Genomic DNA, 13,035 nt, shown 5'->3' on the forward strand with positions numbered 1-13,035 from the left:
CGAAAAGACTGCCACAAAATTCTCTTATTCGCCTGCAAGCAGGCTCCTACAGACAAGAATCAGAAAGGAACCTCCACCATGCTCTGGCTCTGCATACAGTTTCCCAAACTGCCTCTGGAAGCGCTCACCCGAGCGCGCAAGCAGGGCGAAGATTCGCCACAGGCGGTGGTAGAGAGCAACCTGGTCGTGGAGTCCAACCCCACCGCCGAAGCGCGTAATGTCACCGCCGGCCTCAGCATCGCCACCGCCTGTGCCTACTGCCCCGCACTGGAATTACTCGAGCGGGATCGGGAGCGGGAAAGCCAGCTGCTGCAGCAGCTGGCCCAGTGGGGATACAGTTTCACCCCGGTGGTTTCACCTCGGAGCAGTACGGGTAGCGGTAAGAAAACGGATCGGGGAGAGAGCAACCCGGCCTGCCTGTATCTGGAACTCAGTGGCAGCCTCAAAGCACGCGGTGGCCTCGCGGCCCTGCTGCACCAGCTGCGCAAGGAGCTGCACAAAATGCGCATCCAGCACTTTATGGGTATCGGTCACAGCCCCTGCGCGGCTCATCTGCTGAGCCAGTTACCGGAGCATCGCCAGTGGTTGGCAGAAACCAAAACACCGCCGACACCACAGCAATGGCGTCAGTGGATCAGCTTTGCCCCCAGCAAGCTCCTCGACTGCAACAACAGGGCCATCGCCAAACTCTATGCCAGCGGGATCAAGCGGGTGAGCCAGCTGCTCGCCATTCCCCTGTCAGAAGTGGGCAATCGCTTCGGGCGTAATTTCATCGATTACCTGGCGCGCCTCAACGGCACCCGCCCGGATCCGGTGCCCAGTTACGAACCACCACCGGAATTTCACAGCGAACTCTTTTTCCCCAGCCCGCTGGATAACAGTGAGCAACTACTGTTTCCCGCAGGGCGCCTGGTACGCGAGCTCTGTCGCCAACTTCAGCGACGCCAGCTCTACAGCCAGCAATTGTCCTGGGTACTGGACTACGGCAGCCGCGGCAAACAACAGGTCAACGTGGATGTTTCCCGCCCGCTGTTCGACCCTCAACGGCTGATCGCACTCACGAAATTACAGCTGGAACGGGTAGAACTGAAAGAACCCGTACAGGCGCTGGCCCTGCACTGCCAGCAGTTGCGGCCACTGGAGTCACAAAGCCTGCGGGAAGATTTTTTCGATGAAGGCAGCAAGCTGCACGACAGCTACCAGCTGATCGACAAACTCAAGGCCCGCCTCGGCCACGAGGCACTCTCCGGTGTCACCCTGAAAGAGAGCTACCTGCCGGAACAGGCCTGGGCCAGCGCCGACAGCCTTACTCTGCAAAGCAAATCCCGCAGCCATCAACTCCACCCGGTAAACGCACCCCGACCAAGCTGGCTGTTACCGAGGCCGGAAAAAATCCAGCAGCGGGATCACAAGCTGTTTTACGACGGCGAGCTTCAGCTCCTGCAGGGCCCCGAGCGTATCGACGGCTACTGGTGGCAACACCACCGCCACGCCCGCGATTACTACATCGCCCGCGGCAACCAGGGCAGCCTGTACTGGGTGTATCAAGACCTGACGTCCGAGAATTGGTTTTTGCATGGTGTGTATTCATAACCAAAAGCAACCTTGTGTTTACCTACTTGCCAGCAAGTGCAATGGCACCCTCTACACAGGAGTCACATCCAACCTTGTACAGCGGATCTGGCAGCATAAGAAAGGTGTAGTTGAAGGTTTTACGCAAAGGTATAACGTGAAAATACTGGTCTGGTATGAATTACACCACACGATGGAAAGTGCTATTCAGAGAGAAAAGGCGATTAAAAACTGGCACCGGGCCTGGAAGCTGAAACTGATCGAAAGCAGTAACCCCAAGTGGAATGATTTGTACCCCGAAATACTCCAGTGACAACAAGCACCCCCCGTCATCCCGGACTCGATCCGGGATCCAGCAACAGGAGTACAACGAAACCACAGCGCTCCATCTCTGGATACCGGCCTACGCCGGTATGACGAGTGAACGAAAACACCGGTATGCAGTACGCCGAACTTTTTTGTCAAAGCAATTTCTCTTTCCTCCAGGGCGCCTCACACCCGCAGGAACTGGTCGCCACCGCCTGTAAGCTTGGCTATCAAGCGCTGGCGATTACCGACGAATGCTCTATGGCCGGTGTAGTGCGTGCTTATAGCGAGCTGGAAAGACTCAAAGCCGAAGGCAGTACACTCAAACTGATCTGCGGCAGCTTTTTCCGGCTACAGGAAAACGGTTTGCAATTGGTGCTGCTGGCCCAGGACAAAACCGCCTATACCGAAATCTGCCAGTTAATTTCCCACTCGCGCCTGCGCAGCGAAAAAGGCAGTTACCACACCCAGCTGCAAGATGTGATTCGAATTTGTAGGAGCGCGCTCTGCCTGTGGATACCCACTGAGGAAGTAGCCGATATCCCCGCCGCCCTTCTTGGCCATTTTCGTGCCCGAATCTACATTGCCTTGATTAACAACCTGCATCCCGGGCAAAACCAGCAACACCAAAAGTTACAGGCCCTTGCCCAAAAGCATAAGCTGCCGCTGGTCGCCACCAATGCGGTACTGATGCACAACCGCAGCCGCAAGCCCCTGCAGGATGTCCTCAATGCCAACTACCATAACTGCACACTGAACGAACTTGGATACCGCCTGCAGCAAAATGCCGAGCGCTACCTCCGCCCGTTACAGGAAATGGAAAACCTGTTCCCACAGGAAACCCTGAACAACAGCGCAAAAATTGCCGAACGGTGCACATTCAGCCTGTCAGAATTGCGCTACCAGTATCCATCAGAGGTACTCCCATCAGGAATCTGCGCCAGTGACTATTTGCGCAAGCTGGTGGAAAGCGGGCTTAAAGCCCGCTGGCCCAAAGGCCCTGAGGAACGGATACGCAAGCAGATCGAAACCGAGCTCATACTCATCGCAGAACTCGAGTACGAGCATTATTTCCTCACCATCTACGACATCGTGCAGTTTGCTCGCAGCCAGCACATTCTCTACCAGGGACGCGGTTCCGCCGCCAACTCGGTAGTGTGTTACTGCCTGTTTATTACCGAGATAGACCCCCACAAAATCGGCCTGCTGTTCGAGCGTTTTATTTCCCGCGAGCGCAATGAACCGCCGGATATCGACGTGGATTTCGAGCACGAGCGGCGCGAGGAAATTATCCAGTACATCTACCGGAAATACGGCCGCGAACGTGCCGGCCTTGCCGCCACCAAGATCACCTACCGGTTCAAAAGTGCGCTGCGGGATATCGGCAAGGCACTGGGGCTCGGTGCCGCTACCATCGAGCGCCTGCAGGCCGAGCGCACCTGGTGGGACACGCTGGAAGACTTCCCGAAACAGATGGAAAAGGCCGGTATCGATACGAGTAGCACCACCGGCAGAATGCTGCCCACCCTGCTGCAGCAGATTTACGGTTTTCCCCGACACCTGTCCCAACACGTGGGCGGGTTTGTCATTACCGAGCAGCCACTCAGCCACCTGGTTCCGCTGGAAAATGCCTCGATGGAAGACCGCACCATCATCCAGTGGGACAAGGAAGATATCGAAGACCTGAAGCTGATGAAGGTGGATATCCTCGCCCTCGGCATGCTCACCGCCCTGCGCAAATCACTGGCATATATGGCACTGTATGGGCGCAAAATGAAGCTTCAGGACATCCCACCAGACGACCCGGCGGTCTATGAAATGATGTGCCGGGCCGATACCGTCGGTGTCTTCCAGATCGAATCCCGCGCACAGATGAGCATGTTGCCGCGTCTGCAACCGCAGCGCTTTTACGAACTGGTGATAGAGATTGCCATCGTCCGCCCGGGCCCGATTCAGGGCGGCATGGTGCATCCCTACCTGCGCCGTAAACAAAAGCTGGAACCGATCAATTACCCCCATGAAAACCTGCGCCCGGTACTGGAGCGCACCCTGGGCGTGCCGATTTTTCAGGAGCAGGTGATCAAGCTTTCCATGGTGGCCGCCGGCTTCAGCGGTGGCGAGGCCGATGCCCTGCGCCGGGCGATGGCCAGCTGGGGGAAAAACGGCAACCTGATTCAGTTCCGGGAAAAGCTGATCGCCGGGATGCGGGCCAACGGCTACAGCGACGCCTTCGCCGTACAATTGTTTGAGCAGATGAAGGGCTTCGGCTCCTATGGTTTCCCCGAATCCCACTCCGCCAGCTTCGGCCTGCTGGCCTACTTTTCCGCCTGGATCAAATGCCATCACCCGGCCGCCTTTTACTGCGGCCTGCTCAACAGCCAGCCCATGGGCTTCTACGCTCCCGCACAGCTGGTCTACGATGCCCAGCGCCACAACGTCACCGTACTGCCCATCGATGTACAGTACAGCCACTGGCACCACAGCCTGGAACTTCCCACTTCGTCATCCCGGCGAAAGCCGGGATCCAGCAACCTGCACCAGCACGACAACAAAACCAGCGCACCAGCCCTGCGCCTGGGTATGCGCCTGATAAAAGGCCTCAACGAAGACAGCGCAGAAGCAATCGCTACCCAGCGTCAGCAGTACCGTTTCGAATCCTTGGAAGACTTCCACCAGCGCGTAACCATCTCTCCCGAACAACGCGCCTACCTGGCCAGTGCCAACAGCTTCCACAGCCTGGCGGAAAACCGCTACCAGAACACCTGGCAGGCCCTGAGTAACCAACTGGACAGTCTGCCAACCAGCGAACACCAACCCGAGCACACACTGGAAGACAATACCTACAGCGACTACGCCAGCACCGGCCTCAGCCTGCGCGAACACCCCATCGCCCTGCTGCGCAAACAGCACCGCTACCGCAACCTGTTGAGAGCCTGCGACCTGCCAAACCGCAGGGATGGCGAGCAGGTAAAAATCCTCGGCCTGACCACCTGCCGACAACGTCCGGGCAGTGCCGCCGGGGTTATGTTCCTGACACTGGAAGATGAGACCGGAGTGGTCAATGTGGTGTTGTGGGAACAGGTTCAGCAACGCTATAGAGCCGAGATTAAAGGGGGGAATATTTTACTGATCGAGGGCCGGTTACAGGTCAGCACCGAGAAGGGGGATCGACACTACTCAGTCATACACTTGGTAGGCCAGAAGTTACATTGCCTGGAGTGGAGCGAGATTCAGAGCGTTCGCAGCTTCCATTGATGCTCAATCACCTCTTCCACAGATTGATAGCAACAAAACTTATGCCTAGGACTGATGATTTTTGGCCGTTTGATAAAGCTGATCTTTCAGGCGAGCACGCTGGGTTTTCAGCTCTTTAAAATGGTCATCATCAGTAGCTACACCGCGCTCTTCCAAGCCTCGGATCGTCTTATCCAGCTTATGGTAATTGTCGCGGTCACTCTTGAACTGAATACTGTCCTGAATCAGGTGCCGGATACTGTCGGCGAGATCGGGGAACTCGGTTTCCAGAGTACGTGAGGCACTGGCCATTGACGGTAACTCCTCATAATATTGGCTTCATCAGCCATTTTAGTATCCGATCTATCAATAACAACAAAGTATCAACAATTTATACTTCGATTCCCACCTTTTCCGGCTGCCAAAAGCCGGTAGTCGCAACGAGAGTTGGCTCTACCAAGCGCATCCAGTCAGATGCCTCGACTACAGTAGAGCCTACTCCCTAAACAGCCAGAGATCACAAAAGAGCGACACATCTAACCGCCACCTCCCAGCACAACGACGGATCCAGTTATGAAGATCCGATCCATCGCATGGATGGTGAAACTACAAGTAACTTATACCCAAAATAAATCTCGAAGCACTACAAACTAGTACGCAGAAAGATAAATCTTGGAAGATTCCGGACAACCCCCATAATCCCAGCCCAAAAAAATGGAAGGTATACCACTGACTTTTTTGTACTGATAGCTCTCACGATGCCTTCAGCAACCTTTTCTGGTTTAGCCCAAAGTACTCCCTTCGCGAAATCTTTAGTCATAGGGGTATCAACAAATCCTGGACGGATATCGAGCACTACAACCCCCTTTGAGAACAGACGGTGGCGCATGCCTTCTAAAAAAGCTGACAGCATAGCTTTCGCCGCACCATATACATAATTAGATTTCCTGCCCCGATCCCCTGCAACACTGGTAATTACCGCAATTGTTCCCTTGCCTACGTACTCCATTTTGTTTGCCAGATGTGTCAAAAGAGACACAGAGCTCAAAGCATTCACTTTTATTTCGGAAAGCGCACTTTCGGCAGAATTCTCACAAAGTGACTGATCAGGCAATGTACCATGTGCGAGCAAAACAACATCGACCTCTCCGAGCCGGTCGAATACATCGTCAAGTATGGAAACGTGAGCGTCAAAATCACAAACATCAAAAACCGCAGAATGCACATCGGCCGCTCCACGCACACGCAAATCGTTAACTATTTTGTCGAGTCGCCCTTGATTTCTCGCCAGCAGATAGATTTCGTCGCCTTGCTTCGCGTAAAGGCGGGCCACAGACTCTGCAATCGAGGAAGTGGCACCGATAATCAATATTTTCTTCATACTTAAAGACCTAATCGCTGAGATTGAGTGGAATTGAAATGTTTATGCGCACCCCATTGCCTTCTTAATTCGGAAAATTTTTCCCAGCGAGGATAACTTTTTCGGAATACTTCTTTTGACATACGAGCATCTTTAGCCAAGTAAACGCGTCCGCCATAAGCGACAACAATCTCATCAAGCTCATCCAACAAAGAGAGAACCTCTCTAGAAAGCTTCAAATCTAAAGCTAACGTATACCCTCCTAAAGGAAATGAAAGATGGTTACAATTTTCGGTTCCAAACATCTTCAACACAGCGAGAAAAGAGCCCTTCTTTGAAGCCGACAATCGACTTAGAATAGCCGAAAGACCTTCAATACCCGCTTCTTTCGGAATAACAAACTGGTACTGTAAAAAACCACCGGCGCCGTACAAGCGATTCCAGTTAAGAATACCGTCTAACGGGTAAAAATAGGGTTCGTAATGTACAATCGCATGAGATCGAACCTTTGTCATACGATGATAGTAGGCACTATTAAAAGCCTGCATCGTAAGGCCGTTAAGAAAAAAATCCGGCATATCAAAAGGAACAGATAGCTTGGCCTTTTTCCCCACAACCAACCCACCTTCCTTCGTGTGTTCGCCTAGCATAACTAAGGAACGCCCAAGCCCACTTCCGGTAGTAAGGCAATCAATCCACGCAACCGAATAAGTCGAAGAGTGATTCTCTTCAAGTATTTCGACCGTTTCTTCGAGATTCTTCGTTTTTATTGTCGTCGCGTCGATAAAGCTACTTGGAACTCTTTTGAGGCGGATTTCCACTTCCAGAATTAAGCCGGTCAACCCCATCCCACCACAAGTCGCATAAAAGAGGCTCGCATTTTGATTTCTAGAGCACTCAACTACACCGTTGGGAGTCGCGAGCTTAATCGACTCCACGAATTCAGAAAAACAGCCATCTAGATGGTGATTCTTACCATGAACGTCACTCGCCACAGCACCACCAACGGTCACAAATTTTGTACCTGGTGTAACCGACAAGAACCAGCCTTCAGGTATAATCAACTCAAGAATAGATGCTAAAGTCGTTCCTGAAGAACAACGCAAAAGACCAATTTTCTTATCAAAGAAACGAAAATGGTCCAGATATAAGCTATGTAACGTAGTGTGGGCTAATGCGCTATCTCCGTAACTTCTTCCGAGCCCGCGTCCAATGAGCGATTGTTCACCGGCTAGCTCCACCAACTTCTGAACGTCACCATCACACAAGGGGTATTCGGCATGAGAATCTATGTAGGGGTAGCGCCCCCACCCGCTTAGTCTCACGATACACCTCGAGAAACAAAAACAAATCGCTTGTCTAACTGATATTTCACGAAATAGCCAATCCCCAAACCAATCCCCCCCCCTAAATAGCGCATAGATTTCGACTGAAAAATCAGTTCAAACGTAAACTCCATTCCCCAAAAAATGAACGTGGTTAACACGCCCATTACCGCATAAAGACCAAACATCTTCGCATCCTGTTGCATCCCCTTGCCTACGAACCGGAAGATGTAGTGCTTGTCCAAATAATACTTGACCAGCAATCCGGCAATAGTCCCAACCAAGATAGAACCTGCGATGGAGTAAGTCCCAGCATACAGGCGCAAGCTAAAGTCTTGGCTACAGATATTGATTACGGTAGCGAAGGTCGCAAAAATCGTGTAGCTTAGGGCGATTCGCATATTAGAACTATAAGTTATTGATTTAGGGGGTAATTTTGCTAAATTCTACGGTATTCACCGAGGGAAGCAAATGGCTTTCGCCCGGTCTCATCAAATTGATGCGCCCTAAACAGTGGATCAAAAATACATTTGTACTACCTCCGCTGATCTTTTCTGGTCAATTTTTGAACGCTTCCGCTGTTACGCAAGCACTAATAGCGACTGCGCTTTTCTGTATAGCATCCTCTGCCACATATATAATCAATGACTATCACGATATCGAACGCGATAGGAAACACCCAGCCAAGTCCCTAAAACGACCATTAGCATCAGGCCAAGTCACCAAAGCCCAAGCGCTGGTTCTACTTGCCAGCTTATACGCCGTGCTCACCTGGGGATTTACAGTCGCCCCTAGTGTGATCGGTGTAATTTGTGGCTATCTCGCATTAAACCTTGCCTATACCTTCTACCTAAAGAACCAGCCTGTATTAGATATATTCACAATCGCAATTGGATTTGTATTGCGAGTGTACGCAGGCGCTACAGCAATAGATGTGCCAGTATCTTCCTGGATGTTTACCACCACACTGTGTCTTGCCTTATACCTTGCGGCTATCAAGCGGAGACAAGAGCTGACTCAAAATGGAAGCGAGGGAAGGAAAGTACTACAGTACTACTCCCTCCCCCTTATTGACCGATATGCGGAAATGGCCGCAGTTGGAGCACTCCTCTTCTACAGCTTATTTGTGATGAACGCTCGCCCTGAACTGGTTATTACAATCCCACTAGTGATATTCGGACTGTTTCGTTATTGGTTTGTTGTAGAAAGCCGTAATGAAGGCGAGTCTCCAACTGATGTACTTTATTCCGACAAGCAGCTCATGCTCACTGTCGTCCTCTGGGGAGTCGCCAGCACTGCAGCAATCTGGCCGACTGGAGCATAAGCCTCGAATGAACTTGACCTATGCCATCACTCCATTCGTAACCTGGCTCGTGGCCGGGTCAATGAAATTTGCCATCAACAGTATTAAGGCCAAGAGGTTGGCCTTCGGCCTTATCGGGTACGGTGGGCTACCCAGTAATCACAGCGCAATTGTAAGCAGTATGGCTGCCCTAATTGCTCTACGAGAAGGAATCAATCACCCCGCATTCGGGGTAGCTATAGCGCTAGCGTTCATAGTAATCCTTGACGCCAATAGTCTCCGTAGGGAGGTAGGGAAGCACGCTGAAAGCATAAACCAAATTTACGCCGAGAGACCCCAGTTAGCACATAAAAAAAAATTACGTGAACGTATTGGCCACTCTCGCCTAGAAATCATTGCAGGAATTATCACTGGAACCATTACTGCCTGGGCAATAGAATGGAGCTTTAGCATTTTTCTATAAAAGAAAAAATAATAGCGAATCAGAATTAACTTTCGCGCTTAGTTAGAACCATTCCACCGATAGGCAAATATATTAAAACCCTATTAAAAAATTTCGAAGAAAGCGAAATGTCAACACTCAACTAACAGCAATGCCCGCCTCCGATATATACACATATAGCCCTGAAAACTCTTTTAGTCTGAAGAGGAAAACTGAATCTGGCATAACGCATTCTCTTGACCCGCCAGAGGTTCGGCCAGAAATGGGCGGTCCCAAGATAAGAAATAAGCCTGAGCCGAAACCAAGTCGACATCAACTTTCAGAAGATAACGCAATATGTGCCTATAAGTATTCACAGTAGAAACCGGCCTACCTGAATCTATAGAAGAAAAAACCTTCGAATCACTTGAATAAACTGCATACAAGGGACTAAAACGTTCCTTATGGCAAGTCCTATAATTACTGTCATGTCGCAAATGTGCTCCACCTCCATGATCCCCCTGGACGATTACAATCTTATTACCAGGAACATCCTCAACTAAATACTTTAGCGTTGTGTAGATTTGACTATTAGTATAAGTAAGCTTCTCTATATAACCTTGTTTATACTGAGAGACCAGTTCCTCATCCCCCTTTGTCATATGGTCACCATCACCTATATCTAAAAAATCTTGATATTTAAATGTTGTTTCCCCATTTTTGGTTAATGAAAATGGAGGGTGGGGCGCTAGCGTATGAGAATAATAATATCTAGGCTGTGGAACGCTCTCAAAATACCGACTAGACAAATTTGCTCGAACCTGCTTATTCCTCGATTCAATTGAAACAACACTTTCATCCCCAAACAAACTGAACGCTGCTTTTAATGGCGACAATGATAAGAAATATTCTTCAAAGGGGCCCAACTCCATATAACCCAAAGCATCATCATTAACAAAAGATCCTATTGGGTAAGAAAGAAAATCATAGCCTGTATTTTCAAAAGCCAAACTATAACCATTCATACGGAAAAGCCTCGGCACAACACCATCTGTCACTTGCTTACCCCAGTCAACCCGCAAAACATGCGGGTTAGATGGAGTAATGATCTCAGGCTTAACCACAAACTCTCCGGACATCACTGATGCCATCGAAGGCAAAGTCTGGTTGTAAGGGGAAATAGCTTTTTGCATCACTAAAAAGCCCAGGTCTTCGAGTCCGTCTTCAAATTTGGAGTTATCAAAAGAATAGAAATCAGACAATACTGATGAATTACTATAGCCATCCAATACAAAATGGTAAATATCTGGAGTTTCTACAAAACCTCGCCCTTCGGACAAGCGAACCAAATCATTGGCTTTATCGCTCGGCAAAGTATTAACCTCTAACCCAAGCTTTCCAAAACCAAATAGAAGCATACCTAAAAAGAATATGCTCGCCACATTAGCGCTTAAAGTAAATGATTCGCCGAAAGTGAATATTTTTTCGCTCAAAAATAAAAAAAACACGACAAAAAAACAGGCCAGAGAAAAACCCACGGCCACATTAGGCGCAAGTAGTGCCACAAAAAGAAAAACGGTGTACACGCCTGCCGAATGAACATTAGAGATTTTAGAAAGCAAATAGAAAAGTACGAGTGAAAATGCCGTCGAAAATCCCAAGGTCCGCAGCGTACTATCAAAGGAAAACAATGAAAAATTTGACTGAAACACCGCAAGGGGAAAATATAAACTAATGAGAATTAAATATAATGGGAATCGAAATATCCCCCCGAAAACCTCCTTACTCTTTTTCATACCACACCAATACCCGATCAACACCCTCAACCGCAACCTCTTTTACTACCTTTCGTCTCGCAGCAAGAATGTTAATAAAGTTATCGTAGGTATAATCAGGAAAAACATCCTCTCGCAGCGCCAACATCTCTTTTATAGAAATATCCTCTTTTCCGACAAATTCGATTATTCCACTATCACCAAAGGAAAGCAGCCAATCAATTACTTGTTCCAGAGGTATATTCCGCCCTATTGCCAGATGATGGATAATGGCAAATGCGATTACGGCGTCTGCTGAGACCCTTGATTTAATACCTTTTCTTTCACTACTATCCCACCCTATAGACGGCGATGGATTACAAGCATCCATGTATAATGGGATCAATCTAAGTTGATTCTCTTTTGCGCGGCAATACGCGAGGTTCAAACTACCGGAATCAAAGTCAAAACCAACTACTGACTTAGAGCCAAACTCTAGTGCCAACTGAGAGTAGTGGCCGGAATTACACCCCATATCGATAAGAGCTGATGGTGAAATACTTTTACAAAACTCTTCTAACACCTGTTCCTTGACTCGACGCCCGGCGTCAGAATAAAAATTTTCAAATTCGTAATTTTCCCAGACACCCGCATTCCCCTGCCCCAAAAAAAGCTTAGCTATAAAATTCCTTAAAGACTTCAGCAAGCCGACGTATGCCTGCTTAGGAAAAGGTCGCTTAACAGAGCTTTTCGCTTTTGTATTAGAGAGCCGTTTAGTTCCCAAAGATTTTTTTTGAAAATAGTTAGGCAGTATAATATTTGATAAAAGCACCCAAGAGAAACGGCTCGACCAAGGTAAGAGTTTAGCCATATCCTCAATAGAAATACCTTCAAGTGCGCCCCGATACCAACTGTTCGAACGAACGCCCATTTTAGACTGCAGAAGAAGCGGGTTTAAAAATTGCTCACAAAACTGTCGCTGCCCCAGCCAGTATTCCCCATCCTGATAAGGACGTATAGAAAGTAAATCTATGAAGATCGGTCGACACGATTCACCATGAAACTGTACGTTATACGCCGTCGCATCTGTCAACGACCATCCATTTTCAAGTAGCTTCAAATGAAAATCGAGATGAAAAAGTGCTGCATCCTTTAACTGAGAAAAGCTCCACTCATATGGGTAAGATATAACCTCCAATTTCCGGTGTTTCACGAGAGCTTCGGGGGCCCGCTCCCCAAAACCTGACACGAGCGACGGGCAAACCTCTTCTGAGTCAATCAACCATCCATCTTTAATCAGGCTTGCCAATACACCACTTTCTCGTAGCTCCCTAAACTCCAGCATCCTCTGCTTATTAATTGTTCTATAGACGCCATCATTAAAATAAAAAATAGAGCCTGCCGGATCACGAAACGATCCCCTATCAAATTCAATCATCTTTTTTTATTTCTCGCATACTCGAGGCCGTGAATATTTCCGACTCATCTTCTTCAGTTAAATCAGTAACTTGATTTACCCCAGAAAAAAAATCCTTTATTTTTTTCCAATAAATCCCGGCATACGTGATAGCTCCTGCAATCAAAGCCATGGCACCCTGTACAAGCATTGTACCCGTACCCGGATCAAGATATGCATAAGAAGGATAAGAAAAAAAACAAGCACAGAGAATCAAGATAATGCGGTAAAAATTCATAACACACCCATAGAAAAAATAAAAATCGAAACAGACTAAAAAGTTCAGAACGTTCCACTAAACCAA

The 13,035-nt window shown here is 48.9% G+C and carries 12 protein-coding genes; 5 read left to right on the forward strand and 7 right to left on the reverse strand.

Features of this window, described 5'->3' with window-relative positions; genetic code table 11:
• The first annotated feature begins 78 nt into the window (after positions 1-78).
• The 3 genes from LC093_RS04375 (at position 79) to LC093_RS04385 (ending at position 5,133) form a co-directional block, all read left to right on the forward strand.
• Positions 79-1,593 (forward strand): Y-family DNA polymerase, encoded by a 1,515-nt coding sequence (locus LC093_RS04375; protein WP_226662612.1) that lies wholly within the window; start codon positions 79-81, stop codon positions 1,591-1,593.
• A complete protein-coding gene (locus tag LC093_RS04380) occupies positions 1,577-1,885 on the forward strand; it encodes a GIY-YIG nuclease family protein (RefSeq protein WP_226662613.1) in 309 nt (102 codons plus the stop codon). The genes LC093_RS04375 and LC093_RS04380 overlap by 17 nt, the downstream gene beginning before the upstream one ends.
• Positions 1,886-2,010: 125 nt before the next feature.
• On the forward strand, positions 2,011-5,133 hold the full coding sequence (locus LC093_RS04385) for an error-prone DNA polymerase (protein WP_264192898.1): 3,123 nt from the start codon (positions 2,011-2,013) through the stop codon (positions 5,131-5,133).
• Between the two features lie 45 nt (positions 5,134-5,178).
• Here the strand turns inward: LC093_RS04385 and LC093_RS04390 are convergent, their stop codons facing one another.
• The 4 genes from LC093_RS04390 to LC093_RS04405 form a co-directional block, all read right to left on the reverse strand.
• Positions 5,179-5,424: a YdcH family protein gene (locus tag LC093_RS04390; protein ID WP_226662616.1), complete on the reverse strand. Its 246-nt coding sequence runs from the start codon at positions 5,422-5,424 to the stop codon at positions 5,179-5,181.
• Between the two features lie 331 nt (positions 5,425-5,755).
• Positions 5,756-6,493, reverse strand: a complete 738-nt coding sequence (locus LC093_RS04395) for an SDR family oxidoreductase (RefSeq protein ID WP_226662618.1) — start codon at positions 6,491-6,493, stop codon at positions 5,756-5,758.
• A 2-nt stretch (positions 6,494-6,495) separates the two neighbouring features.
• Positions 6,496-7,740 (reverse strand): FAD-binding oxidoreductase, encoded by a 1,245-nt coding sequence (locus LC093_RS04400; RefSeq protein ID WP_226662620.1) that lies wholly within the window; start codon positions 7,738-7,740, stop codon positions 6,496-6,498.
• Between the two features lie 53 nt (positions 7,741-7,793).
• Entirely contained in the window at positions 7,794-8,198 is a 405-nt protein-coding gene (locus LC093_RS04405; protein ID WP_226662622.1) for a GtrA family protein, read from the reverse strand.
• Between the two features lie 35 nt (positions 8,199-8,233).
• Between LC093_RS04405 and LC093_RS04410 the strand changes: the two genes are divergently transcribed.
• Together LC093_RS04410 and LC093_RS04415 are read left to right on the forward strand one after the other, a co-directional pair.
• Positions 8,234-9,121, forward strand: a complete 888-nt coding sequence (locus LC093_RS04410) for a decaprenyl-phosphate phosphoribosyltransferase (RefSeq protein WP_226662624.1) — start codon at positions 8,234-8,236, stop codon at positions 9,119-9,121.
• 7 nt (positions 9,122-9,128) lie between these two features.
• Positions 9,129-9,563 carry a divergent PAP2 family protein gene (locus LC093_RS04415; RefSeq protein WP_226662626.1) on the forward strand — a complete coding sequence of 145 codons (435 nt, stop codon included), beginning with the start codon at positions 9,129-9,131 and terminating at the stop codon, positions 9,561-9,563.
• 173 nt (positions 9,564-9,736) lie between these two features.
• Here the strand turns inward: LC093_RS04415 and LC093_RS04420 are convergent, their stop codons facing one another.
• The 3 genes from LC093_RS04420 to LC093_RS04430 are packed head-to-tail and all read right to left on the reverse strand — an operon-like array spanning position 9,737 to position 12,969.
• A complete protein-coding gene (locus LC093_RS04420; RefSeq protein WP_226662629.1) occupies positions 9,737-11,317 on the reverse strand; it encodes a sulfatase-like hydrolase/transferase in 1,581 nt (526 codons plus the stop codon).
• Positions 11,304-12,713 carry a class I SAM-dependent methyltransferase gene (locus tag LC093_RS04425; protein WP_226662631.1) on the reverse strand — a complete coding sequence of 470 codons (1,410 nt, stop codon included), beginning with the start codon at positions 12,711-12,713 and terminating at the stop codon, positions 11,304-11,306. The genes LC093_RS04420 and LC093_RS04425 overlap by 14 nt, the downstream gene beginning before the upstream one ends.
• The gene (locus LC093_RS04430; RefSeq protein WP_226662635.1) at positions 12,706-12,969 is read right to left on the reverse strand and encodes a hypothetical protein; all 264 of its coding nucleotides are present in this window, start codon (positions 12,967-12,969) and stop codon (positions 12,706-12,708) included. Before LC093_RS04430 ends, LC093_RS04425 begins: the two co-directional genes overlap by 8 nt.
• Between the last annotated feature and the right edge of the window lie 66 nt (positions 12,970-13,035).

The sequence above is a fragment of the Microbulbifer aggregans genome, from assembly GCF_020524005.1.
Classification (GTDB): Bacteria; Pseudomonadota; Gammaproteobacteria; order Pseudomonadales; family Cellvibrionaceae; genus Microbulbifer; species Microbulbifer aggregans_A.

Coding starts and splice junctions, on each gene's coding strand:
- LC093_RS04395 (WP_226662618.1), bottom strand. CDS start 6,493: ATGAAGAAAATATTGATTATCGGTGCCACTTCCTCGATTGCAGAGTCT.
- LC093_RS04430 (WP_226662635.1), bottom strand. CDS start 12,969: ATGAATTTTTACCGCATTATCTTGATTCTCTGTGCTTGTTTTTTTTCT.
- LC093_RS04425 (WP_226662631.1), bottom strand. CDS start 12,713: ATGATTGAATTTGATAGGGGATCGTTTCGTGATCCGGCAGGCTCTATT.
- LC093_RS04420 (WP_226662629.1), bottom strand. CDS start 11,317: ATGAAAAAGAGTAAGGAGGTTTTCGGGGGGATATTTCGATTCCCATTA.
- LC093_RS04390 (WP_226662616.1), bottom strand. CDS start 5,424: ATGGCCAGTGCCTCACGTACTCTGGAAACCGAGTTCCCCGATCTCGCC.
- LC093_RS04405 (WP_226662622.1), bottom strand. CDS start 8,198: ATGCGAATCGCCCTAAGCTACACGATTTTTGCGACCTTCGCTACCGTA.
- LC093_RS04415 (WP_226662626.1), top strand. CDS start 9,129: ATGAACTTGACCTATGCCATCACTCCATTCGTAACCTGGCTCGTGGCC.
- LC093_RS04385 (WP_264192898.1), top strand. CDS start 2,011: ATGCAGTACGCCGAACTTTTTTGTCAAAGCAATTTCTCTTTCCTCCAG.
- LC093_RS04380 (WP_226662613.1), top strand. CDS start 1,577: ATGGTGTGTATTCATAACCAAAAGCAACCTTGTGTTTACCTACTTGCC.
- LC093_RS04375 (WP_226662612.1), top strand. CDS start 79: ATGCTCTGGCTCTGCATACAGTTTCCCAAACTGCCTCTGGAAGCGCTC.